The sequence below is a fragment of the Pseudomonas sp. PA-6-3C genome (assembly GCF_021605825.1).
Classification (GTDB): Bacteria; Pseudomonadota; Gammaproteobacteria; order Pseudomonadales; family Pseudomonadaceae; genus Aquipseudomonas; species Aquipseudomonas edaphica.
This window is the reverse complement of record NZ_WKDV01000047.1, coordinates 26,013-50,046: the sequence shown is the minus strand read 5'-3', so window position 1 is coordinate 50,046 and position 24,034 is coordinate 26,013. Positions and strand designations below refer to the sequence as shown.

The window sequence follows — 24,034 nt, the reverse complement described above, 5'->3', positions numbered from 1 at the left end:
GCGACTGTGTTGTCACGCCCACGACACGCCCCAGCGGGAGCAAGCTCCCTCGCCACATTAAGATCACTCACCACAGCGGCGATGTCAGACCTGGGATTGCGCGCCTTCAAACCACTTGAGTTTCTCGCGCAACACCACCACCTCACCGACAATCACCAGTGTCGGCGCATGCACTTCATGCTCCGCCACCATGCGCGGCAAATCCGCCAATGTGCCAGTAAAGACACGCTGGTTGGACGTGGTGCCCTGCTGGATCAACGCCGCTGGGGTATCCGCCGCGCGCCCGTGCTTGATCAGTTGCTCGCAGATGATCGGCAAGCCGATCAGGCCCATGTAGAACACCAACGTTTGCGACGGCCCTACCAGGTCATGCCAGGGCAGGTCCGAGGTCCCGTTTTTTAAATGCCCGGTGATAAAGCGCACCGACTGCGCATAGTCACGGTGCGTCAGCGGAATCCCCGCATACGCCGCGCAACCGCTGGCTGCCGTGATCCCCGGCACCACCTGGAACGGGATGCCATGGGCCGCCAGTTCTTCGATCTCTTCGCCGCCACGGCCGAAGATGAACGGATCGCCACCTTTGAGTCGCAGCACACGCTTGCCCTGCTTGGCCAGGTCCACCAGTTGCTGGTTGATCTGGTCCTGCGGCACGGCATGGTCGGCGCGACGCTTGCCGACGTAGATACGCTCGGCGTCACGGCGGCACAGCTCAAGAATCGCCGGCGCTACCAGGCGGTCATACAGCACCACGTCGGCTTGCTGCATCAGGCGCAAGGCGCGGAAGGTCAGCAGGTCCGGATCACCTGGGCCTGCACCGACCAAATAGACTTCGCCCGGCGCGTACGGCGGCGCGCCGTTGACCTTTTCGATCAACAGACGCTCAGCTTCATCGCCCTGCCCGGCCAATTGACGGTCGGCGATCGGGCCTTGGAAAACCTCTTCCCAAAAGGCCCGACGCTGCTGCACATCCGGGTATAGACCTTTGACCTGGGCGCGAAAACGCGCCGCCAAACCGGCCAACTGGCCATAGGTCGACGGAATCCAGGTTTCCAGCTTGGCGCGGATCAAGCGCGCCAGCACTGGCGCATCGCCGCCGCTGGACACCGCAATCACCAACGGTGAACGGTCGACAATTGCCGGGAAGATCACGCTGCACAGGGCTGGCGCGTCCACCACATTGACCGGTACGCACCGGCGCTTGGCATCGCTGGACACTTGCGCGTTCAGCGGCTCGTCGTCCGTGGCCGCGATAATCAGAACGCAGCCGTCAAGGTCTGCCTCCTGATAACCGCGCAGAATCAGGTCCCCGCCACTGCCCAGCACCAGTTCTCGCAACTGGTCTTCGATCTGGGGAGCAACCACCCGCAGCAACGCACCGGCGTCGGCCAGCAGCCGGGATTTGCGCAAGGCAATCTCCCCGCCACCGACGACCAACACACGACTGCCGCGCAGGTTATGAAACAGCGGCAGAAATTCCATTTAGCCGATGACCTCAACGCCGCCCATGTACGGCTTGAGCACTTCCGGCACGCGGATGGAACCGTCGGCCTGCTGGTAGTTTTCCAGCACGGCCACCAGGGTACGGCCTACGGCCAGGCCCGAACCGTTGAGGGTGTGTACCAGTTCCGGCTTGCCGGTTTCCGGGTTGCGGAAACGCGCCTGCATGCGACGGGCCTGGAAATCACCGCAGTTGGAGCACGACGAAATTTCGCGGTACTTGTCCTGGCTCGGCACCCACACTTCGAGGTCGTAGGTTTTTACAGCGCTGAAACCCATGTCGCCGGTGCACAGCGCCAGTACGCGGTAAGGCAGCTCCAGCAGTTGCAGGACGCGCTCGGCGTTGGCGGTCAGGCCTTCCAGGGCTTCCATGGAGGTCGACGGTTCAACAACCTGCACCATTTCAACTTTGTCGAACTGGTGCTGGCGGATCATGCCGCGCGTGTCACGCCCCGAAGCGCCGGCTTCACTACGGAAACACGGGCTGTGGGCCACGAACTTGATCGGCAGCTGCTTGGCGTCGAGAATTTCGCCGGCGACGATGTTGGTCAGCGACACTTCGGCGGTCGGGATCAGGTACAGGTCGGCTTCGCCGTCGCGGCTGATCTTGAACAGATCCTCCTCGAACTTAGGCAATTGGCTGGTGCCCATCAGCGCCGGCGCCTGCACCAGATACGGCGTGTAGGCTTCTTCGTAGCCGTGTTCAGCGGTGTGCAGGTTGATCATGAACTGCGCCAGGGCACGGTGCATGCGCGCGATCGGGCCGCGCAGCAGAGCAAAGCGTGCGCCGGACATTTTGGCGGCCGTTTCGAAATCCAGGCCGCCGGTCAGTTCGCCCAACGCAACGTGATCCTTGATCTCGAAATCAAAGGCTTTTGGCGTGCCCCAACGGCGCACTTCGACGTTGCCGTCTTCGTCTTCACCAATGGGCACGGATTCGTGCGGAATATTCGGGATGCCCAGCAGGATCGAATCCAGCTCGGTCTGAATGCCTTCCAGCTCGACTTTGCCGTCGGACAGCTCGGTGCCCATGCGCTCGACGTCCGCCATCAACGGCGCGATGTCTTCGCCACGCTGCTTGGCCTGACCGATGGATTTGGAACGCGCATTACGCTCAGCCTGCAGTGCTTCGGTGCGGGTCTGGACGGTCTTGCGCTGTTCTTCCAGCGCTTCGATGCGCGCAACATCCAAGGCAAAGCCACGGGATGCCAGGCGGTCCGCTACGTCCTGAAGGTTGCTACGTAACAGTTTGGAATCGAGCATGTCGGTCTCTCGTTTATCAAAGTTTGGTCAAGGACAGGCCAGCCCAGGTGGCGAGCAGCCCGCCGAACACGCTGATGCCCAGGTAACCGAAAGCTACCAAAGCTTGCCCGCTTTCCAGCAGGCGCACCGTATCCAGTGAAAAGGATGAAAAGGTCGTAAGACCGCCTACAAAACCGACAATCAAGCCGGCGCGAACCTCAATCGGCACTTCGGGGCGCAACAGGAACCAGCCGTACAACAGGCCGATAATCAGGCAACCCACCAGGTTGACAGCCAGAGTGGCCGCATAAAAATGCTTCGGCCAATTGGCGCTGACCCAAGTGCCAGTGGCGAAACGCAATAATGTACCAGCGATGCCCGCGGCGGACACGGCAAGAATGGTCTTGAGCACTACTTTCTCCGCTGTTTTGGGCTGAGACGGTCGAGTTGGGCCAGGTGATTGAGCTTTTCACCGATTTTCAGCTCCAGGCCACGCGGCACCGGCTGATACAGCGGCAAGGGCTCAAGCTCATCGGGGAAGTAGTCTTCGCCGGCCGCGTAGGCGTCCGGCTCATCGTGGGCATAGCGGTATTCGTCGCCATAACCCAACTGTTTCATAAGCTTGGTCGGCGCATTGCGCAGGTGCATCGGCACCTCAAGAGAGCCGTATTCGGCAGCGGCGCGCAGGGCGGATTTGAAGCCCATGTACACCGCGTTGCTTTTTGGCGCGCAGGCCAGATAGGTGATGGCCTGGGCCACGGCCAACTCGCCTTCCGGGCTACCCAGGCGCTCCTGCACATCCCAGGCGGCCAGGCACAGGCTCAAGGCGCGCGGGTCGGCGTTGCCGATGTCTTCGCTGGCCATGCGTACCACGCGGCGCGCCAGGTACAGCGGGTCGCAGCCGCCGTCGATCATGCGTGCAAACCAGTACAACGCGCCGTCGGGGTTGGAGCCGCGCACAGACTTGTGCAGTGCCGAGATCTGATCGTAAAAGGCTTCGCCGCCCTTGTCGAAACGGCGGCGCGTGTCGCCGAGCAGGCTTTGCAACAGGTCGACGCCAATCTCGTGGCCGTCTTCGGCCAAATCCGAGGCATTCTCCAGCAGGTTCAGAAAGCGGCGACCATCACCATCGGCGGCGGCCAGCAGAATTTTGAAGCCTTCTTCGCTGACGCTCAGCTGGCGCTTGCCCAAGCCCTTGTCTTCGCTCAGAGCCCGATGCAGCAGCTTTTGCATCGCCGCTTCGTCCAGGCTCTTGAGCACATAGACACGCGCTCGCGAGAGCAAGGCATTGTTGAGTTCAAACGAAGGGTTTTCGGTGGTAGCGCCAATAAAGATTAACGTACCGTCTTCGACATACGGCAAAAACGCGTCTTGCTGCGACTTGTTGAAACGATGCACTTCGTCGACAAACAGGATGGTGCGCTTGCCGTATTGCCCAGCCTGTTGCTTGGCAACTTCTACCGCCTGGCGAATCTCTTTGACCCCGGCCAGTACCGCCGAAACCGTTTCGAAATGTGCATCCGAGACTTTCGCCAGCAGCCGCGCCAGGGTGGTTTTACCCACGCCCGGCGGCCCCCAGAAAATCATCGAGTGCAGCGCACCCTGCTCCAGGGCTTCACGCAAAGGCTTGCCGCGAGCGAGCAGGTGTTCCTGCCCGACGTACTCATCCAGGTTGGTCGAGCGCAAACGCGCCGCCAAAGGCTGAGCAATCGGGTCACTTCGAAACAAATCCATGGGCAGCGTTTGAAACCTCTAGACAGGTTATTCCTGGATCACGTCGGCACCCTTGGGGATGACGAACTTGAACTTGGATGCGTCCACTGGCTGGTTAGCCTTGACGCCGGAGAACAGGATATCGGTCCGCTGGCCCACGCTGTCGATCAGGCGCATGTTGTTGATCACGCCATTGCCGAACGACAGGTTCAGGCTGTCAAACAGCGTGTCCTTGGATTTAGGCTTGAGGGTGAACTCGATCACGTTGCTGGTTTGCTTGGAGGTGATATCGAAGCTGTCGTTGATCTTTGATACATCGCCCGACAGCAGCAGCGCCGGCGTCTGGTTCAAACGAGGGTCGAGCTTCTTGATGGTCGCCTGCTCCAGGTCCGGGTCCCACAGGGTGACCTTCTGGCCATCGGAAACAATCGTCTGCTCGGCCTTGCCTTCGGTGTGCCAGTAGAACAGACCAGGACGCTGTACGGCCATTTCGCCTTCGGTTTGCTGCAACTGGGTGCCGCCGGCATCCAGGGTCAACTGGGAGAAGCGTGCGGTCAGGGTCTTGGACTTGTCCAGCAGGTTAGTCAGGCTGGCCACCGAGGCCGGATCAGCGTGGGCCGAAACAGCAGTCAGGGCCAGTGCCGGCAACAACAGCATGCGGATAAAGCGCATGGGAATCCTCATTGAGTCGTCAAGGCGCGCTGCGTGTTGTCACGCAGCACGGAATCAGTCGCGCATCTGCCCGGGAGCGATGACTTCACGCGAACCGTTGGTGTTCATGGCGGTTACGACGCCAGCGTTTTCCATGGATTCGATCATGCGGGCGGCGCGGTTGTAACCGATTTTGAGCTTGCGCTGCACCGCAGAGATCGAAGCGCGACGGCTTTCGAGTACGAATGCCACGGCTTCGTCGTAGAGCGCGTCGGTTTCGGCATCGTCATCACCGCTGCTACCGCCGTCGAAGCCGCTGCCGGCCTCTTCGACGCCTGCGAGGATGTCGTCGTTGTATTCCGGCGCGCCGCGCAGCTTCCAGGCTTCCACCACGCGGTGAACTTCATCATCGGAGACGAAGGCGCCGTGAACCCGGATTGGCAGGCTGGTGCCCGGAGGCATATAGAGCATGTCACCGTGACCCAGCAGTTGTTCGGCGCCGCCCTGGTCGATGATAGTGCGCGAGTCGATCTTGCTGGAAACCTGGAACGCCATCCGCGTTGGAATGTTGGCCTTGATCAAGCCGGTGATCACATCCACCGACGGCCGCTGGGTGGCGAGGATCAAGTGAATACCGGCCGCACGGGCCTTTTGGGCGATACGCGCGATCAGTTCTTCCACCTTCTTGCCGACGATCATCATCATGTCGGCAAATTCATCGACCACCACCACGATGGTCGGCAGCTTGGTCAGCAGCGGCGCTTCGTCGTGAATGCTTTCGCGCTTGTACAGTGGGTCGGTCAGCGGTGTACCGGCGTCCTGGGCTTCCTTGACCTTGGCATTGAAGCCCGACAGGTTACGCACGCCCATCTTCGCCATCAGCTTGTAGCGACGCTCCATCTCGGCGACGCTCCAGCGCAAGGCGTTGGCGGCGTCCTTCATATCGGTCACCACCGGGCACAGCAGGTGCGGGATGCCTTCGTAGATCGACAATTCGAGCATCTTCGGGTCGATCATGATCAGCTTGGCGTCATCCGGGCCGGACTTGAACAGGATCGACAGAATCATCGCGTTCACGCCCACCGACTTACCGGAACCGGTGGTACCGGCCACCAGCAAGTGCGGCATTTTTGCCAGGTCGGTGATCACCGGCTTGCCGCCGATGTCGTGGCCGAGGGCCAGGGTGACCGGCGATTTGAAGTTGTCGTATTCCGGGGTCGAGAGCACTTCGGAGAAGCGCACGATCTGACGATCTTCGTTGGGAATCTCGATGCCGACGGTGGTCTTGCCGGGTATCACTTCCACCACACGCACACTGGTCACGGCCAGGGAACGGGCCAGGTCTTTGGCCAGGTTGGAGATACGGCTGACCTTGACGCCGGCTGCCGGCTGGATTTCGTAACGGGTAATCACCGGGCCTGGGTGGATCGAATCCACCGAGACTTCGACGCCGAATTCCTTGAGCTTGATTTCCAGCAGGTGGCCGACGGCCGCCAGGGATTCCGGAGAATAATTGAGTTGTTTCTTTTCGGCCGGGTCGAGAATCGAGATCGGCGGCAAGGTGCCCTCTACGGCGCTATCGACGAACAACGGCGCCTGCTTCTCTTTCTGCACACGATGGCTCGGCTCCGGCGCTTTGGGCGGTGCCGGGGCAATCACCGGCGGCACCTGCTTCTCGCGGTCCGACATGTGCTTGCTCAGGGCTTGCTCGCGCTCGATAAGGCGTTCCTTGACCTTGGCTTGCTCGCGGCGGTCCGGCGTACTCGGGGCCACCACTTCGTTAACGCGGGTGTCCACCTCACGCAGTTGCGCGACCATGCGTTTGCGATCGACCCGGGCCGACCACCAGCGGTTGGCGGCGCCCTGGAACAATTCGAGCAGGTCCAGGGTGATCTTGCCGGTCACGTCCATCACCTTGAACCACGACAGGTCGGTGAACACAGTGAGGCCGAACAGGAACAGCGCGATAAACATCAAGGTGCTGCCCTGGATATTCAGGGTCTTGCGCGCCAGGTCGCCGAGGCTTTCGCCCAACGCCCCGCCCGCGCCCGCCGGCAAGCCGGTAGGTGCATGAAAATGAATGTGCGCCAGCGCCGCGCCGGACAACACCAGGAACACCAGGCCGATCAGGCGCCAGGAGAACAGCCAGCCGCTCCACTGCCACGGTTCGTGACGCTGGCGGAAGATCTGCCAGGTCTTGATCGCCAGCAATAACGGGAAGATATACGCGAAGTAGCCCAGCACCATAAACAGGATATCGGCGCTGTAGGAACCGGCGGGGCCGCCGAAGTTCTGCACGTCTTCGATCTTGCTGTTGTGGCTCCAGCCCGGATCGTCCTTGCCATAGGTAAGCAAGGCCATCATCAGGAACAGGCACAGGGCGCCGATAGCGATCAGCGCGCCTTCCTTGAGTCGATAATGCAGGTGCTGGCGCCAGGCCGGCACGACTGCTGCTTTAGGTGTTGCGGCGGATTTCTTCAAAACGGGTCTATTCCTGCGCCTTTAGCGCGTCCATCTGTTGAATGACTGCACACTGCTCAATCCGAGCAGCTGAAAAATGAACGAATGTCGCTGAAACTACTTTTAACATTGGGTGATGAACAGGTGAAAGGGCGAAAACGCCACAATGCCCGCATTGTACGGGTTTGCGTCGACGATGCCACGTACTTGCCCTCACCCGGTGGCCTGCACAGATGATGTGTCATAGCCTGTTCAATTTGAGCACGCATTGTCTTTGCTGACAAAGGCTTATGCGCTGTTTTTATCAAAGCAGGCAAGCTTGGCAATTGGCCTGCATGGCCCAGACCCGATTACGACCGCGCCCAAAGGGTAGAGTTGCAGAAACACCTATTAACGCTATTGCGCGCGGATGCCCGATTCGGGCTGGCCCCACAGCGCCATGTCGACAATAATCATCCCACATGCGGCAGGCGTCATACCTGCCACTCCCCTCCCCTACCGTAAGCCTGGATACCATGCTGACCTGGTTGCAACGCGATTCCCTGACTTTCCCGCCGCTGGCCAAAGCCATGCGCGAACCCAATGGCTTGCTGGCCGCCGGTGGCGACCTGTCGGCCGAGCGACTGATCCAGGCCTACCGCCATGGCTGTTTCCCGTGGTTCTCCGACGGCCAGCCGATCCTCTGGTGGTCTCCAGACCCGCGCACGGTGATATTCCCCGACGAGCTGCACGTGTCACGCAGCCTCGGCAAACTGTTGCGTCAGCAGCGCTACAGCGTGACCTTTGATCAGGACTTCGCCGCCGTCATCCAGGCCTGCGCCGCGCCCCGCGCTTATGCAGACGGCACCTGGATCACCGAAGGTATCCAAAGCGCCTACCTGGAGCTGCACCGGCGCGGCTACGCGCATTCCGTCGAAGTATGGGATGAAGGCAAGCTGGTCGGCGGCCTGTATGGCCTGGCAATGGGCCAGTTATTTTTTGGCGAATCGATGTTCAGCCGCGCCGACAATGCCTCCAAGTTCGGCTTTGCCACGCTGACCCGCCAGTTGCAGGCCTGGGGTTTTGTACTGATCGACTGCCAGATGCCCAATGATCACCTGCACAGCCTCGGCGCCCGCGCCATACCGCGCAGTGAATTTGCCGGCTTCCTGCGTAACCATTTAGACCAGCCCAGCTCTGGCCCGTGGGTTTCCTAGGCGACTTCCTCGTACCTGGCTTACACTTATTTCAAAGCTTATCCCGAGGGTTGATCATGACCGAGCTGGCACGCTTGAAGTTCTATGCCACTCAAGCTCACTCTTGCAGCTATCTGCCTGACGAGCAGGCCACCACACTGTTCCTCGACCCCAGCCAGCCGATGGACGTGCATGTGTATGCCGACCTCTCAGAGATGGGTTTTCGGCGCAGCGGCGATCATCTGTACCGGCCCCATTGCCAGAACTGCAATGCGTGCGTGCCTGCACGCATCCCGGTTGCGCAGTTTTTGCCGGACCGCAACCAGAAACGCATCCTCAAACGTAACGCCGACCTGACGGTCACGGCCACCAAGCCGCAGTACAGCGAAGAATATTTCGATCTTTACCAACGCTACATCGAACAACGCCATGCGGACGGCGATATGTTCCCGCCCAGCCGCGATCAGTTTTCGACCTTCCTGGTGCGCGACCTGCCCTTCTCGCGCTTCTATGAGTTCCGCCTGGACGGCCGCCTGTTGGCGGTGGCCGTGACCGACCTGCTGCCCAACGGCCTGTCGGCGGTCTACACCTTCTACGAGCCGGCCGAAGAACGCCGCAGCCTTGGGCGCTTTGCGATTTTGTGGCAAATCGGTGAAGCCGCGCGCCTGGAACTGGAGGCGGTGTACCTCGGATACTGGATCAAGAACTGCAAAAAGATGAACTACAAGACCCAATATCGGCCTATTGAGCTACTGATTAATCAAAGATGGGTAACGCTTAACTAGAACCCCTTGGCTTAAACACCCTTTTTCGGGCACAATGCACGCCGCTTTTGCCTGGCGCAGTTGCACCGGGCCATTCACTGGATACCGAGGGCTTTACTGCATGTCGAAAGAAGACAGCTTCGAAATGGAAGGCACTGTCGTCGACACCCTGCCCAACACCATGTTTCGTGTGGAGTTGGAAAATGGGCACGTCGTAACCGCGCATATCTCCGGCAAGATGCGCAAGAACTACATTCGTATTCTTACCGGTGACAAAGTGCGCGTCGAGCTGACGCCCTATGACTTGAGCAAAGGGCGCATCACTTACCGCGCTCGTTAAGCAAGTCAATACAAAACGCCCGGTTATACCGGGCGTTTTTGTGTGTGCGCAATTTTGTTCAACACCACAAATCCCTGTGGGAGCTGGCTTGCCTGCGATGGCGGTCTATCAGGAAAATATTCTTCAGCTGACCCACCGCTATCGCAGGCAAGCCAGCCCCCACAGTAGATCTCCAGCGTATTCAAGACAGCAAAAAGGCGCCCTTGGGCGCCTTTTTACTGTGTTGCGATCAGCTATCAGGCCATTTCGGCGGTGGTTTCGAACTCGAAGGTCAGCTCGCCATCCTTCAGGTCGATGTGCACCACGCCACCATGGTCGGAAAGCTCGCCAAACAGGATCTCTTCGGCCAGTGGCCGCTTGATCTTGTCCTGGATCAGACGCGCCATTGGACGAGCGCCCATTGCCGAGTCGTAGCCACCCTGGGCCAGCCAGTTGCGCGCCGCGTCCGTTACGTCAAGCTGCACGCGCTTGTCTTCCAACTGCGCTTGAAGCTCGGTAAGGAACTTGTCCACCACGCTTTTGATGACCTCATGGCTGAGGCGACCAAACTGGATAATGGTGTCCAGACGGTTGCGGAACTCCGGCGTGAAGCTCTTCTTGATCACTTCCATCGCATCGGACGAGTGATCCTGATGCGTAAAGCCAATAGAGGCTCGCGCAGCAGTCTCGGCACCGGCGTTGGTGGTCATGATCACGATGACGTTGCGGAAGTCCGCCTTGCGCCCGTTGTTGTCGGTCAGGGTACCGTGGTCCATGACCTGCAGCAGCAGGTTGAAGACTTCCGGGTGAGCCTTCTCGATTTCATCGAGTAACAACACGCAGTGTGGCTGCTTGGTGATGGCTTCGGTCAGCAGGCCGCCCTGGTCGAACCCGACATAGCCCGGAGGCGCGCCGATCAGGCGCGACACGGTGTGGCGCTCCATGTATTCGGACATGTCGAAACGCACCAGCTCAATACCCATGGCCTTGGCCAATTGCCGCGCTGCTTCGGTCTTGCCGACGCCGGTCGGGCCTGCGAACAGGAACGATCCGACCGGTTTGTCCGGCGACTTGAGGCCTGCACGCGAGAGCTTGATTGCGGTGGACAGCGCGTCGATAGCGGCATCCTGGCCGAACACCGTGAGCTTGAGGTCGCGCTCCAGGTTACGCAGCAGTTCCTTGTCGGAACTGTTGACGTGCTTGGGTGGAATACGTGCGATCTTGGCCACGATGTCCTCGACTTGAGGCACGTCGATGCGCTTCACACGCTTCTCGACCGGCTGCAGGCGCTGGTAGGCACCCGCCTCGTCGATCACATCGATGGCCTTGTCCGGCATATGCCGGTCATTGATGTAGCGCGACGCCAGCTCAGCAGCAGCGCGCAGGGCTTCATCGGTGTACTCGATGCCGTGATGCGCCTCGAAGCGTCCCTTGAGGCCGCGCAGGATGCCGATGGTGTCTTCAACCGAAGGCTCGGAGACGTCGACTTTCTGGAAACGACGCGCCAGGGCACGGTCTTTTTCGAAGATGCCGCGAAACTCCTGGAACGTGGTCGAACCAATGCAACGGATATCACCCGACGACAACAACGGCTTGAGCAGGTTGGAGGCGTCCATCACCCCACCGGACGCCGCGCCGGCGCCAATGATGGTGTGGATTTCATCGATAAACAGAATCGCCTGCGGGCGTTTTTTCAGCTCGCCGAGCAGCGCCTTGAAGCGCTTCTCGAAATCGCCACGGTACTTGGTCCCGGCGAGCAATGCGCCAAGATCAAGGGAGTAGACGACGCTGTTGGCCAGCAGATCAGGCACCTGGTTATCAACGATGCGCTTGGCCAGGCCTTCGGCAATTGCGGTTTTACCCACGCCGGCCTCACCCACCAGCAACGGATTGTTCTTGCGACGACGCGCGAGGATCTGCGCTACACGCTCAACCTCAAGCTCACGCCCCACCAGCGGATCAATCCGCCCCTGGCGCGCCAGTTCGTTAAGGTTGCTGGCATAGGCATCCAGTGGATTGCCCGAAGAAGAAGACTCACCGCCCTCGTCGTCCTGCATATCCTGCTCACCCTCGGAATGATCGCCGTGCCCTGGCACTTTGGAGATACCGTGGGCGATGTAGTTGACGACATCAATACGGGCAACGCTCTGCTGCTTGAGCAGGAACACTGCCTGGCTTTCCTGTTCGCTGAAAATCGCCACAAGCACATTGGCGCCCGTGACCTCACGCTTACCGGAGCTCTGTACGTGGAAGACAGCACGCTGCAATACCCGCTGGAAGCCCAGGGTTGGCTGGGTCTCACGGTCCTCGTCATGCACGGGGATCAGTGGCGTGGTGGAGTCGATGAACTCCTGCAGGTCATGCTTGAGTTTGTCGAGGTTGGCGCCGCACGCACGCAGAACGGTGGCGGCAGCTTCGTTATCCAAAAGTGCCAGCAGCAGGTGCTCGACGGTCATGAACTCATGACGCTTCGAACGAGCCTCCTTGAAGGCAAGATTGAGGGTGACTTCGAGCTCGCGGTTTAACATAGCTTCACCTCATACCCAAGTGGTCGGCGTTAACCGTCCTTCTCGATTTCACAGAGTAGCGGATGCTGGCTTTCCCTGGCGTACTGGTTGACCTGCATGGCCTTTGTCTCGGCGATGTCACGGGTAAACACTCCACATACTGCCCGTCCTTCTGTGTGAACGGCCAGCATTACCTTGGTCGCCAGCTCGCGGTTCAGGTTAAAAAACACCTCGAGCACTTCGACGACGAAATCCATCGGTGTGTAGTCATCATTAAACAAAACCACCTTGTACATCGGCGGCGCCTGAAGAGCAGGCTTCGCCTCCTGGACAGCAATGCCTGCAGAACCGTCGTCATCGTGTTCCTGATCCGGGCGATCCTGATTGAATGTTAGTCGAATCTGGCTGTTTGCATGCATGGAAAGAAAGGTTCGTCAGTGGTTCAAATACAGTGGTGGGGGCGACCTGTCAGATTTTCAACTACTGACCGGTTGGTCGCCTTGACTATCGGCGAAACGGTGTTACAACCAATAGAACCCACAGTGGGTAAAAAAGGTCCGCGCAGTCAACCTTATTTATTCGGGTTAGGACGGATAAACTGGATGATACTCCAGTGATGGAGTCTGGTGCAGAGGGATATGGTTATGTCTGGCGTCAAGGTCAGTGGCAAGGTCAAATGGTTTAACAACGCCAAGGGATATGGGTTCATCAACGCAGATGGAAAATCCGGAGAAGACCTCTTCGCGCATTATTCAGCGATTACCATGGATGGGTACAAGACCCTAAAAGCGGGCCAGCCTGTGGAGTTTTTAATCATTCAAGGGCCGAAAGGGCTGCACGCCGTCGAAATTTGTGCAGCCTGCGCAGTTACATCGGGAACAATCCACGACGAAACGCACGAAACAAAGCCCAGGACAAGTCAGGCCACCCCATCAAAAAAGAAACAAACGGCCTGATAACGCCTTAAGCAATACGACACAAAAAAGCCGGCCATTCTGAGTCATCAGAATGGCCGGCTTTTTTACAGCAGCGCTTTACATATGCGCAATCAACGCATCACCAAACCCTGACGACGACACCAGCTTCGCGCCATCCATCAAACGCTCAAAGTCATAGGTCACGGTCTTCGCCGAAATCGCGCCATTGGTGCCTTTGATGATCAAATCCGCCGCCTCAGTCCAGCCCATGTGCCGCAGCATCATTTCCGCCGACAAGATCAGCGAACCCGGGTTGACCTGATCCTTGCCGGCATATTTAGGCGCAGTACCGTGGGTGGCCTCGAACATTGCCACGGTGTCGGAGAGATTGGCCCCCGGCGCAATACCAATACCACCCACTTCCGCCGCCAGCGCGTCAGACAGGTAGTCACCGTTGAGGTTAAGCGTGGCGATCACATCATATTCCGCCGGGCGCAGTAGAATCTGCTGGAGCATGGCATCGGCAATCGCGTCCTTGACCACCACATTCTTGCCGGTCTTCGGGTTTTTGAACTGCATCCACGGGCCGCCGTCGAGCAGGGTCGCGCCAAATTCTTTTTCGGCAATACCGTAGGCCCACTCTTTGAAGGCACCCTCGGTGAACTTCATGATGTTGCCTTTGTGCACAATGGTCAGCGAATCACGATCATTATCCACTACATATTGCAGGGCTTTGCGCGCCAGGCGCTCGGTGCCTTCCTTGGAAACCGGCTTGATGCCAATGCCGCAGTCCTGGTCGAAACGGATCTTGGTAACGCCCATTTCTTCCTTGAGGAACTTGATCACCTTGATGGCTTCCGGCGAACCAGCCTTCCACTCGATACCGGCGTAAATGTCTTCGGAGTTTTCACGGAAGATGGTCATATCGACGTCGCCAGGCTTCTTGACCGGGCTGGGCACGCCTTCAAACCAGCGCACCGGGCGCAGGCACACATATAAATCGAGCTGCTGACGCAGGGCCACGTTCAGCGAACGGATGCCGCCGCCAACCGGCGTGGTCAGCGGGCCTTTGATGGAAACCACGTAATCCTTGACCGCATCCAGGGTTTCCTGGGGCAGCCAGGTGTCCTGGTCGTAGACTTGAGTCGCCTTCTCGCCGGCATACACCTCCATCCAGGAGATTTTGCGTTTTCCGCCGTAGGCCTTTTCAACAGCTGCGTCGACCACCTTGATCATCACCGGGCTGATGTCGACGCCAATACCGTCGCCTTCTATATAAGGGATGATCGGTTGGTCAGGAACATTGAGAGAATGGTCTGCATTGACGGTGATTTTGTCGCCGACTGCCGGAACCTGAATCTTCTTGTATCCCATGCTGAACTCCATCTATGGATTGAACATCTGGCTGCGTTCGAGCCTACTCCAGATAAATGGCGACTGAAACCTCACGCCATGCTCATTTGCATCGAAAACAGCATAATTTGTCGCCTACAAGCCTGAAAGCAAAGACAAAATCGCCAATCTTGAGCACATCGTGCGACTTTGGTCGCAGTCTGGGCCCTGCGACCTTTAGACCAATGGACGACACACCTTTTGTATGAAGGCTCGGCGTAAGCATAGCGACCTATGTATAATGCCGCCGCTGACCAAAGAGTCACGACGGCGGACCGCTCTAGAACAAAGCCTTCCGCTACAAAGCAGGACTAATACAATAGTCCACCCGCTTGACGCTCGACTGATGCAACCCAACATCACCGCGAAGAAACCTCGACATTTCGCTCATGGATGACTTTGAACGAACGCGCTCCACCCGGCGCATCTCGAGTTTCTGCGCACGCTTTCAGCAAAGAAGAGAGTTAATCCGAATATGCCCACCCGCTCGAAGATCATCTACACCTTCACCGACGAAGCCCCAGCCCTCGCCACCTATTCACTGCTGCCTATCGTAGAGGCCTTCACCGCTTCCGCTGATATTGCCGTGGAAACCCGCGACATTTCCCTGGCCGCGCGCATCCTCGCAAGCTTCCCCGAGCAACTGGGCACCAAGGCTATCCCGGACCACCTCGCCGAACTGGGCGACCTGGCCGTTACGCCTGAAGCCAACATCATCAAGCTGCCTAACATCAGTGCTTCGACCCCGCAGCTGCAAGCGGCGATCAAGGAACTGCAGGCCCAGGGCTACGCCCTGCCGGACTACCCGGAAACCGTAACCACCGACGCGGAAAAAGAAACCCGCGCACGTTACGACAAGGTCAAGGGCAGCGCCGTGAACCCGGTACTGCGCGAAGGCAACTCCGACCGCCGCGCACCGCTGTCGGTCAAGAACTACGCGCGCAAGCACCCGCATAAAATGGGCGCCTGGGCTGCGGACTCCAAGTCCCACGTGGCCCACATGAGCAACGGCGACTTCTACGGCAGCGAGAAAGCCGTACAGATCGAAGCGGCTGACGCCGTCAAGATCGAACTGATCGCCAAGGACGGTACCGCTACCGTCCTGAAAGAAAAAACCAGCTTGCAGGCTGGCGAGATCATCGACACCGCCGTGCTGAGCAAGAATGCCCTGCGCAGCTTCATCGCCGCTGAAATCGAAGACGCCAAGAAACAAGGCGTACTGCTGTCGGTCCACTTGAAAGCCACCATGATGAAGGTCTCCGACCCGATCATGTTCGGCCAGATCGTTGCCGAGTTTTATAAAGACGCACTGGCCAAGCACGCTGTCGTGCTGGAGCAGATCGGCTTTAACCTGAACAACGGCATCGGCGACCTGTACGCCCGCATCAAGGCCCTGCCGGCCGATCAGCAAGCGCAGATCGAAGCCGACATCCAGGCGGTGTACGCCGCTCGTCCGTCCCTGGCCATGGTCAACTCGGACAAAGGCATTACCAACCTGCACGTGCCGAGCGACGTTATCGTCGACGCCTCGATGCCTGCCATGATCCGTGACTCAGGCAAAATGTGGGGCACCGACGGCCAACTGCACGACACCAAGGCCGTGATCCCGGATCGCTGCTACGCCACCATCTACCAGGCAGTGATCGAAGACTGCAAGGCCAATGGCGCCTTCGACCCAACCACCATGGGCAGCGTGCCGAACGTTGGCCTGATGGCGAAAAAAGCCGAAGAGTACGGTTCCCACGACAAGACCTTCCAGATCAAGACTGACGGCGTGGTCCGCGTCACCGACAGCAAGGGCAACCTGCTGATGGAACAGGCTGTCGAAGCCGGCGACATCTTCCGCATGTGCCAGACCAAAGACGCGCCGATCCAGGACTGGGTCAAACTGGCCGTCAACCGTGCTCGCGCCAGCAACACCCCGGCCATTTTCTGGCTGGACCCTAAGCGTGCCCACGATGGCGTGGTGGTCGAGAAAGTTCAGGCTTACCTGAAAGACCACAACACCGAAGGCCTGGACATCCGCATCATGTCGCCGGTCGACGCGATGAAGTTCACCCTGGAGCGCACCCGCAAGGGCCTGGACACCATCTCGGTGACCGGTAACGTTCTGCGTGACTACCTGACCGACCTGTTCCCGATCATGGAACTGGGCACCAGTGCCAAGATGCTGTCGATCGTGCCGCTGATGAACGGCGGCGGCCTGTTCGAAACCGGCGCCGGCGGTTCGGCTCCAAAGCACGTGCAGCAACTGGTTGAAGAGAACTTCCTGCGCTGGGATTCCCTGGGCGAGTTCCTGGCCCTGGCCGCGTCCCTTGAGCATTTGGGTGTCACCTACAACAACCCGAAAGCCCTGGTGCTGTCCAAGACCCTGGACCAGGCCACTGGCCAGTTCCTGGACAACAACAAGTCGCCATCGCGCAAAGTCGGCAACATCGACAACCGCGGCAGCCACTTCTACCTGGCGCTGTACTGGGCTCAAGCCCTGGCCGCACAGACTGAAGATGCTGCACTGCAAGCGCAGTTTGGCGAACTGGCCAAAACCCTGGCCGAAAACGAGGCAACCATCGTTGCCGAGCTGAACGCCGTACAGGGCAAGCCAGTGGACATCGGCGGCTACTACGCGCCGAACCCGGAGCTGACCAGCAAAGCCATGCGCCCAAGCAACACCCTCAACGCGGCCATTGCCAAGTTGAAGTAAGGTTGTAAGGATGCAAAGAAGCCCCGGCCCCGTGCCGGGGTTTCTGTTTGTGCCCCCGATTTCATTGAACAACCCCGATCAAATGTGGGAGCTGGCTTGCCTGCGATAGCGGTGGTTCAGCTGCATCTGGGCCAACTGACAGACTGCTATCGCAGGCAAGCCAGCTCCCACACTGAACGAGTTTCTTCAGTCACTACACATTGAGGCACCTATGACCTGGCAACCCCACATCACCGTCGCCACCCTCGTCGAAGACAACGGCCGCTTCCTGATGGTCGAGGAACTCAAGGGCGGCCGCGCCGTGCTCAACCAGCCGGCCGGCCATCTGGACCCGCATGAAACCCTCACCGAAGCTGCCGTGCGTGAAACCCTCGAAGAAACCGGCTGGGACGTCGAGGCCACCGGCATTGTCGGCATCTACCTGTACACCGCTCCCAGCAATGGCGTGACTTATCAGCGCGTGTGTTTTACCGCCAAGGCCTTGAAACATCACCCCGACTACCAGCTCGATGAAGGCATCGTCCGCGCCCGCTGGCTGACCCGTGAGGAGCTGATGGCCCTGCGCGACGACTGGCGCAGTGAGCTGATCATCCGCTGTATCGATGATTATCTGGCCGGCCAGCGCCATAGCCTCGAATTGATCCGCCCTTCTCTTTAGCCTTGCGGGCGTGAGCCTGTTAGAATCGCGTCCTTTTTCAAGACACCCGTTGAAACCCTATGCGTGATCCAGCCCCTTCTGACACACAAAAGAAGCGCGTCATCGTCGGCATGTCCGGCGGCGTGGATTCTTCCGTTTCCGCCGTTCTGCTCATGGAGCAGGGTTATGAGGTGGAAGGCCTGTTCATGAAGAACTGGGAAGAAGACGATGGAACGGAATATTGCACCGCCATGGACGACCTGGCCGACGCCCAGGCCGTGTGCGACAAGATCGGCATCAAGCTGCACACCGCCAATTTCGCCGCCGAGTACTGGGACAACGTGTTCGAGCACTTCCTGGCCGAATACAAGGCCGGCCGTACGCCGAACCCGGACATCCTGTGTAACCGCGAAATCAAGTTCAAGGCGTTCCTCGACTACGCCATGATCCTTGGCGCCGACCTGATTGCCACTGGCCATTACGTGCGCCGTCGCGATATCGATGGCCGTACCGAACTGCTCAAAGGCCTGGACCCGAACAAGGACCAGAGCTACTTCCTGCACGCCGTGGGCGGTGAACAGATCGCCAAGACCCTGTTCCCGGTCGGCGAGCTGGAAAAACCCGAAGTGCGCAAGATCGCCGAAAAACACGGCCTGGCTACCGCCAAGAAGAAGGATTCCACCGGGATCTGCTTTATCGGCGAGCGCCGCTTCAGCGACTTCCTCAAGCAATACCTGCCGGCACAACCAGGCGAGATCAAAACCACCGACGGTGAAGTGATCGGCCGTCACCATGGCTTGATGTACCACACCATTGGCCAGCGTCAGGGGCTGGGCATCGGCGGCCTTAAAGACGCCGGTGAAGAACCCTGGTACGTGCTGGTCAAGGACCTGGAAAACAACGTGCTGGTCGTCGGCCAGGGCAACGAGCACCCGCTGCTGTTCTCGGGCGCGCTGCTGGCCTCGGAAATCTATTGGGTCAACCCGATCGACCTGAGCACGCCACGCCGCCTGACCGCCAAAGTGCGCTACCGCCAAAGCGACCAGCCCTGCACCCTGGAAAAAACCGCCAACGGCTACCGCGCCACGTTCGATGACCCGCAACGCGCGGTCACGCCCGGCCAATCGGTGGTGTTCTATGACGACGAAATCTGCCTGGGTGGCGGCGTGATTGAAGTCGCCGAAGCCTGGAGCAACCCGGCATGAGCCCGACCCAGGAGCAATTGACGGCGCTCGGCGGAGTTTTCCTCGCCGCGGTGCTGGTCGACAAGATTGCCAAGACCGGCCAGGTGACCGAGGCAGGCCTGACCTGCATGCTCGGCAGCCTGCTGATTCGCGACCCCAAGGACACACTGGAAGTCTACGGCGGTGATGATCTGGCGCTACGCGAAGGCTACCGCGCGCTGATCGGCGCCCTGGAGCGCGACCCAAGCACCTTGCAACGTGAGCCGTTGCGCTATGCGCTGTCGATGCTCGGCCTTGAACGGCAACTGGCCAAACGTGACGACCTGCTCGAAACCATCGGCAAACGCCTGCCGCAGATTCAGTCCCAAGTGGAGCACTTCGGCCCGGCCCACGAAAACGTGATTGCCGCCTGTGGCGCGCTGTACCAGGACACGTTGAGCACTTTGCGCCAACGCATCCAGGTGCACGGCGACATGCGCAACCTGCAACAACCGAACAACGCCTCGAAAATCCGCGCCCTGCTCCTGGCCGGCATTCGTTCGGCGCGGTTGTGGCGCCAGTTGGGCGGTCATCGCTGGCAGTTGGTGATCAGCCGACGCAAATTGCTCAAAGAGCTTTACCCGTTGATGCGCAACGAATAAGTCGCAGCGACCCGTTTTTTTATAGCCTCACGCGTAATACGCCGGTCAGTTGGCGACGGACCGGCGGATTTTTTCATGTATGATACGCGCCCCATTTCGTTGCCCGACTGTCCGAGAACACCCCATGCAGCTCTCTTCGCTCACTGCGGTTTCCCCTGTTGACGGCCGCTACGCCGGCAAAACCCAGGCCCTGCGCCCTATTTTCAGCGAATACGGTCTGATCCGTGCTCGTGTTCTGGTTGAAGTGCGCTGGCTCCAGCGCCTGGCCGCTCACCCTGCCATCAGCGAAGTGCCGGCGTTTTCCGCCGAAGCCAACGCTGTATTGAACACCCTGGCGGAAAACTTCTCCCTGGAGCACGCCGAGCGTGTGAAAGAGATCGAGCGCACCACCAACCACGACGTTAAAGCCATCGAATACCTGCTCAAAGAGCAAGCGGCCAAGCTGCCGGAACTGGCCAAGGTCAGCGAGTTCATCCACTTTGCCTGCACCAGCGAGGACATCAACAACCTGTCCCACGCCCTGATGCTGCGCGAAGGCCGTGATGACGTGATGCTGCCGCTGATGCGCCAGACCGCTGACGCCATCCGCGAACTGGCCATCCGTTTCGCCGACGTGCCGATGCTGTCGCGCACCCACGGCCAACCAGCTTCGCCGACCACTTTGGGCAAAGAACTGGCCAACGTGGTGTATCGCCTGGAGCGCCAGATCGCTCAAGTCGCCGCCGTGCCGCTGCTGGGCAAGATCAACGGCGCCGTGGGCAACTACAACGCCCACCTGTCGGCCTACCCGGAAATCGACTGGGAAGAAAATGCCCGCGCCTTCATCGAAGACGAGCTGGGCCTGGGCTTCAACCCCTACACCACGCAGATCGAACCGCACGACTACATCGCCGAACTGTTCGACGCCATTGCGCGCTTCAACACCATCCTGATCGACTTCGATCGCGATATCTGGGGCTACATCTCCCTGGGCTACTTCAAGCAGCGCACCATCGCCGGCGAGATCGGTTCGTCGACCATGCCGCACAAGGTCAACCCGATCGACTTCGAAAACTCCGAAGGCAACCTCGGCATCGCCAACGCCCTGTTCCAGCACTTGGCCAGCAAGTTGCCGATCTCGCGCTGGCAGCGCGACCTGACCGACTCCACCGTACTGCGTAACCTCGGCGTGGGCTTTGCCCACAGCGTGATCGCCTACGAAGCCAGCCTCAAAGGCATCAGCAAGCTTGAGCTCAACGCGCAGAAGATCGCCGCTGACCTGGATGCGTGCTGGGAAGTGCTGGCCGAGCCGATCCAGACCGTAATGCGCCGCTACAACATCGAAAACCCGTACGAGAAGCTGAAAGAGTTGACGCGCGGCAAGGGCATCAGCCCTGAGGCGCTGCAAACTTTCATCGACGGCCTGGACATGCCAGCCGCCGCCAAGGCCGAGCTGAAATTGCTCACCCCGGCCAACTACATCGGCAATGCGGTGGCCCAAGCCAAGCGCATCTGATTTAGCGCAAGCCCTCTTGAGACGCCCGGCCGCGCCGGGCGTTTTTATTCCTGTCTTAAAAGCGCTTTTTTTCAATAGGTTACACATGAATCCTGATATTCCTCTTCAACTTCTGGGCGGCATCACGGCACGCGAATTCCTGCGCGACTACTGGCAGAAAAAACCGCTGCTGATCCGTCAGGCCATCCCTGATTTCGAAAGCCCGATCGACGCCGACGAACTGGCCGGCCTGGCCCTGGAAGAAGAAGTTGAATCGCGCCTGGTAATCGAACACGGCGAGCGCCCATGGGAACTGCGCCGCGGGCCGTTCGCCGAAGATGCGTTCAGCACATTGCCAGAGCGTGAGTGGACCCTGCTGGTGCAGGCAGTCGACCAGTTCGTACCCGAAGTTGCCGAATTGCTCGGGCACTTCCGCTTTTTGCCCAGCTGGCGCATCGACGATGTGATGATCAGCTTCGCCGCACCCGGCGGCAGTGTTGGCCCGCACTTCGACAACTACGACGTGTTCCTGCTGCAGGCCCAAGGCAAGCGCAACTGGAAAATCGGCCAGATGTGCAATTCCGAAAGCCCGCTGCTGCAGCACGCCGACCTGCGCATCCTCGCAGAATTCGAACAGAGCGAAGAATGGGTGCTGGAACCGGGCGACATGCTTTACCTGCCGCCGCGTCTGGCGCACTTCGGCATCGCCGAAGATGACTGCATGACCTATTCGGTGGGCTTCCGCGCACCGAGCGCCGCCGAAGTGCTGACCCACTTCACCGACTTCCTCAGCCAGTACCTGACCGATGAAGAGCGCTACACGGACGCCGACGCCCAACCAGTCAGCGACCCGCACCAGATTCAGGCGGATGCACTCGACCGCCTCAAAGGTCTGTTGGCCGAGCACATGAGCGACGAGCGCATGCTGCTGACCTGGTTCGGCCAGTTCATGACCGAGCCGCGGTACCCGGAACTGGTCGCCGGTGAAGAATTGGGCGAAGAAGACTTTATCAGCAGCCTGGAAAACGGCGCGATTCTGGTGCGCAACCCGAGCGCGCGCATGGCGTGGTCGGAAGTGGACGATGACGTACTGCTGTTTGCCAGCGGCCAGAGCCGTTATCTGCCAGGCAAACTGCGCGAACTGTTGAAACTGGTCTGCTCGGCCGACGCCCTGCACAGCGAAAACCTCGGCACCTGGCTGGCCGACGAAGACGGTCGTGACCTGCTGTGCGAACTGGTCAAGCAAGGAAGCCTGGGATTTGCCGATGAATAAGATTCACGTAAGTGTCGCGGACTGGCAAAAGGATATCGCTGAGATTCGGCGCATTCGTGAGGCGGTGTTTATCGCTGAACAATCGGTTCCACCAGAGCTGGAATGGGATGCGGATGACGCCGACGCAATGCACTTTCTTGCATTCGAAGGCGATTTTCCGATTGGCACCGCTCGCCTGCTGCCCAGCGGCGAGATTGGTCGCGTGTCGGTACTCAAGGACTGGCGCGGACTGAAGGTCGGCGACAAGCTGATGGAAACGGTGATCGGCGAGGCCGAAAAACGTGGCCAGACCAGGCAGTTCCTGAGTGCGCAGGTGTATGCGGCGCCGTTTTATGAGCGGCTGGGTTTCAAGATCGTCAGTGACGAATTCCTGGAAGTCGGGATTCCGCACGTTGATATGGTGCGCGAGGGCTGATTCGAGATCGAGTCGCCCTTATCGCAGGCAAGCCAGCTCCCACAGGGGAATGCATTCCAAATGTGGGAGCTGGCTTGCCTGCGATAGCGCCATCAGCAACACCCAAAATGCCCTGCCTGCCAGGGCATTTTGCCGTCTACGATTCAACTTGCGACCCGCCAGGCCGACAAACTGGCACTATCAAGCCTAATTGACTCGCAGAGATAACGGACATGTCCCTACGCACCCTGCTCACCGCCCTGCTCCTCACTGCCAGCGCCTGCGCCATGGCCGACACCGAAGTCGTCAACCTGAGCAACCGCACCAGCGCCGACCTGCTGCCCGTCGCGCAGAACTTTATCGGCAAGGACGGCACCGTCAGCGCCTATGGCAACCAGCTTATTGTTAAAGCGGACCCCGGCAAGATCCAGGACCTGCGCGCCCTGCTCACGCAACTGGACACACCCGCCAAGCGCCTGTTGATCACCGTCGACAGCAACGAAAACAACCAGCAGAACAGCGGTGACAGCCAAACCCGCATCATCAGCTACGGCACTGCCAGCCGCGACGGCGGCATCCAGCAGATCCAGGCCAGTGAAGGCGTGCCCGCACTGATTCAGGTCGGCCAGAGCGTGCCACTGACCACCACGCAGCCTGACGCCTACGGCCGCCCGCAGAACCAGACCCAGTACCGCAACGTCACCCAGGGCTTTTACGTGACTGCCAGTGTCACTGGCGAGACCGTACACCTGGCTATCAGTACCAACCGTGACCGCATGAGCCAGGAACGTCCCGATGTAGTGAATATTCAAAGTACCGACACAACGGTCAGTGGCCGCCTGGGCGAATGGATCCCGCTGGCGGGTATCAATCGCGAGACCCAGGCCGATAAATCCTCTACAACCCGCAGCTACTCTACCCAGGGCCGTGATGACCTGACTTTGCGGGTCAAGGTCGACACCCTGAACTAAAGCACCAAAAACTGACTGGCGAGTCGCATTAGACTAAAGATGTAGTGCCTGAAAAATAGCACTACAAAACATTTGACGAGCCAAAAAAGCCTGTGCATGATGGCCTCGCTCCCGCTAATCAG

21 protein-coding genes are annotated in these 24,034 nt (G+C 59.4%); 12 read left to right on the top strand and 9 right to left on the bottom strand.

Features of this window, described 5'->3' with window-relative positions; translation table 11 throughout:
- Nucleotides 1-84: 84 nt before the first annotated feature.
- From cysG to GIW48_RS25190, 6 genes are read right to left on the bottom strand one after another with little or no spacing between them, the layout of a single operon-like run.
- Nucleotides 85-1,479 carry a siroheme synthase CysG gene (cysG, locus tag GIW48_RS25215; protein ID WP_017137497.1) on the bottom strand — a complete coding sequence of 465 codons (1,395 nt, stop codon included), beginning with the start codon at nt 1,477-1,479 and terminating at the stop codon, nt 85-87.
- Nucleotides 1,480-2,760 (bottom strand): serine--tRNA ligase, encoded by a 1,281-nt coding sequence (serS, locus tag GIW48_RS25210; RefSeq protein WP_017137498.1) that lies wholly within the window; start codon nt 2,758-2,760, stop codon nt 1,480-1,482.
- A 16-nt stretch (nt 2,761-2,776) separates the two neighbouring features.
- The gene (gene crcB, locus GIW48_RS25205; protein ID WP_017137499.1) at nt 2,777-3,151 is read right to left on the bottom strand and encodes a fluoride efflux transporter CrcB; all 375 of its coding nucleotides are present in this window, start codon (nt 3,149-3,151) and stop codon (nt 2,777-2,779) included.
- Entirely contained in the window at nt 3,151-4,473 is a 1,323-nt protein-coding gene (locus GIW48_RS25200; RefSeq protein WP_017137500.1) for a replication-associated recombination protein A, read from the bottom strand. Before GIW48_RS25200 ends, crcB begins: the two co-directional genes overlap by 1 nt.
- Nucleotides 4,474-4,500: 27 nt before the next feature.
- Nucleotides 4,501-5,124, bottom strand: coding sequence for an outer membrane lipoprotein chaperone LolA (gene lolA, locus GIW48_RS25195; protein ID WP_017137501.1), 624 nt, complete (start codon nt 5,122-5,124; stop codon nt 4,501-4,503).
- A gap of 54 nt (nt 5,125-5,178) precedes the next feature.
- Nucleotides 5,179-7,584, bottom strand: a complete 2,406-nt coding sequence (locus GIW48_RS25190; protein WP_069788233.1) for a DNA translocase FtsK — start codon at nt 7,582-7,584, stop codon at nt 5,179-5,181.
- 494 nt (nt 7,585-8,078) lie between these two features.
- Between GIW48_RS25190 and aat the strand changes: the two genes are divergently transcribed.
- The 3 genes from aat (at nt 8,079) to infA (ending at nt 9,842) form a co-directional block, all read left to right on the top strand.
- Nucleotides 8,079-8,759, top strand: a complete 681-nt coding sequence (gene aat, locus GIW48_RS25185; RefSeq protein WP_017137503.1) for a leucyl/phenylalanyl-tRNA--protein transferase — start codon at nt 8,079-8,081, stop codon at nt 8,757-8,759.
- 56 nt (nt 8,760-8,815) lie between these two features.
- Complete coding sequence (locus tag GIW48_RS25180) at nt 8,816-9,523, top strand: arginyltransferase (RefSeq protein ID WP_017137504.1); 708 nt, start codon at nt 8,816-8,818, stop codon at nt 9,521-9,523.
- A gap of 100 nt (nt 9,524-9,623) precedes the next feature.
- Nucleotides 9,624-9,842 (top strand): translation initiation factor IF-1, encoded by a 219-nt coding sequence (gene infA / locus GIW48_RS25175; RefSeq protein ID WP_002553999.1) that lies wholly within the window; start codon nt 9,624-9,626, stop codon nt 9,840-9,842.
- Nucleotides 9,843-10,078: 236 nt separating this feature from the next.
- Here infA and clpA read toward each other — a convergent pair whose 3' ends face one another.
- Nucleotides 10,079-12,349, bottom strand: a complete 2,271-nt coding sequence (clpA, locus tag GIW48_RS25170) for an ATP-dependent Clp protease ATP-binding subunit ClpA (RefSeq protein WP_053256828.1) — start codon at nt 12,347-12,349, stop codon at nt 10,079-10,081.
- A 29-nt stretch (nt 12,350-12,378) separates the two neighbouring features.
- Nucleotides 12,379-12,747 carry an ATP-dependent Clp protease adapter ClpS gene (gene clpS / locus GIW48_RS25165; protein ID WP_005789091.1) on the bottom strand — a complete coding sequence of 123 codons (369 nt, stop codon included), beginning with the start codon at nt 12,745-12,747 and terminating at the stop codon, nt 12,379-12,381.
- A 225-nt stretch (nt 12,748-12,972) separates the two neighbouring features.
- Between clpS and GIW48_RS25160 the strand changes: the two genes are divergently transcribed.
- On the top strand, nt 12,973-13,284 hold the full coding sequence (locus tag GIW48_RS25160; RefSeq protein WP_099548040.1) for a cold shock domain-containing protein: 312 nt from the start codon (nt 12,973-12,975) through the stop codon (nt 13,282-13,284).
- A 78-nt stretch (nt 13,285-13,362) separates the two neighbouring features.
- Here GIW48_RS25160 and icd read toward each other — a convergent pair whose 3' ends face one another.
- The gene (icd, locus tag GIW48_RS25155; protein ID WP_017137506.1) at nt 13,363-14,619 is read right to left on the bottom strand and encodes an NADP-dependent isocitrate dehydrogenase; all 1,257 of its coding nucleotides are present in this window, start codon (nt 14,617-14,619) and stop codon (nt 13,363-13,365) included.
- Between the two features lie 493 nt (nt 14,620-15,112).
- Between icd and GIW48_RS25150 the strand changes: the two genes are divergently transcribed.
- From GIW48_RS25150 to GIW48_RS25115, 8 genes are all read left to right on the top strand, one after another.
- Nucleotides 15,113-17,338, top strand: a complete 2,226-nt coding sequence (locus tag GIW48_RS25150) for an NADP-dependent isocitrate dehydrogenase (protein WP_236460784.1) — start codon at nt 15,113-15,115, stop codon at nt 17,336-17,338.
- Nucleotides 17,339-17,549: 211 nt separating this feature from the next.
- Nucleotides 17,550-17,996 (top strand): NUDIX hydrolase, encoded by a 447-nt coding sequence (locus GIW48_RS25145; protein ID WP_169988258.1) that lies wholly within the window; start codon nt 17,550-17,552, stop codon nt 17,994-17,996.
- Nucleotides 17,997-18,055: 59 nt separating this feature from the next.
- Complete coding sequence (mnmA, locus tag GIW48_RS25140) at nt 18,056-19,180, top strand: tRNA 2-thiouridine(34) synthase MnmA (RefSeq protein WP_236460785.1); 1,125 nt, start codon at nt 18,056-18,058, stop codon at nt 19,178-19,180.
- On the top strand, nt 19,177-19,800 hold the full coding sequence (gene hflD / locus GIW48_RS25135) for a high frequency lysogenization protein HflD (RefSeq protein WP_017137510.1): 624 nt from the start codon (nt 19,177-19,179) through the stop codon (nt 19,798-19,800). The genes mnmA and hflD overlap by 4 nt, the downstream gene beginning before the upstream one ends.
- A gap of 124 nt (nt 19,801-19,924) precedes the next feature.
- Nucleotides 19,925-21,295 (top strand): adenylosuccinate lyase, encoded by a 1,371-nt coding sequence (gene purB, locus GIW48_RS25130; RefSeq protein WP_170040222.1) that lies wholly within the window; start codon nt 19,925-19,927, stop codon nt 21,293-21,295.
- 85 nt (nt 21,296-21,380) lie between these two features.
- The gene (locus GIW48_RS25125) at nt 21,381-22,547 is read left to right on the top strand and encodes a ribosomal protein uL16 3-hydroxylase (RefSeq protein ID WP_017137512.1); all 1,167 of its coding nucleotides are present in this window, start codon (nt 21,381-21,383) and stop codon (nt 22,545-22,547) included.
- Nucleotides 22,540-22,962, top strand: coding sequence for a GNAT family N-acetyltransferase (locus GIW48_RS25120; RefSeq protein WP_017137513.1), 423 nt, complete (start codon nt 22,540-22,542; stop codon nt 22,960-22,962). The genes GIW48_RS25125 and GIW48_RS25120 overlap by 8 nt, the downstream gene beginning before the upstream one ends.
- Before the next feature lie 212 nt (nt 22,963-23,174).
- Nucleotides 23,175-23,912, top strand: coding sequence for a secretin N-terminal domain-containing protein (locus tag GIW48_RS25115; protein WP_138453639.1), 738 nt, complete (start codon nt 23,175-23,177; stop codon nt 23,910-23,912).
- Nucleotides 23,913-24,034 lie beyond the last annotated feature (122 nt).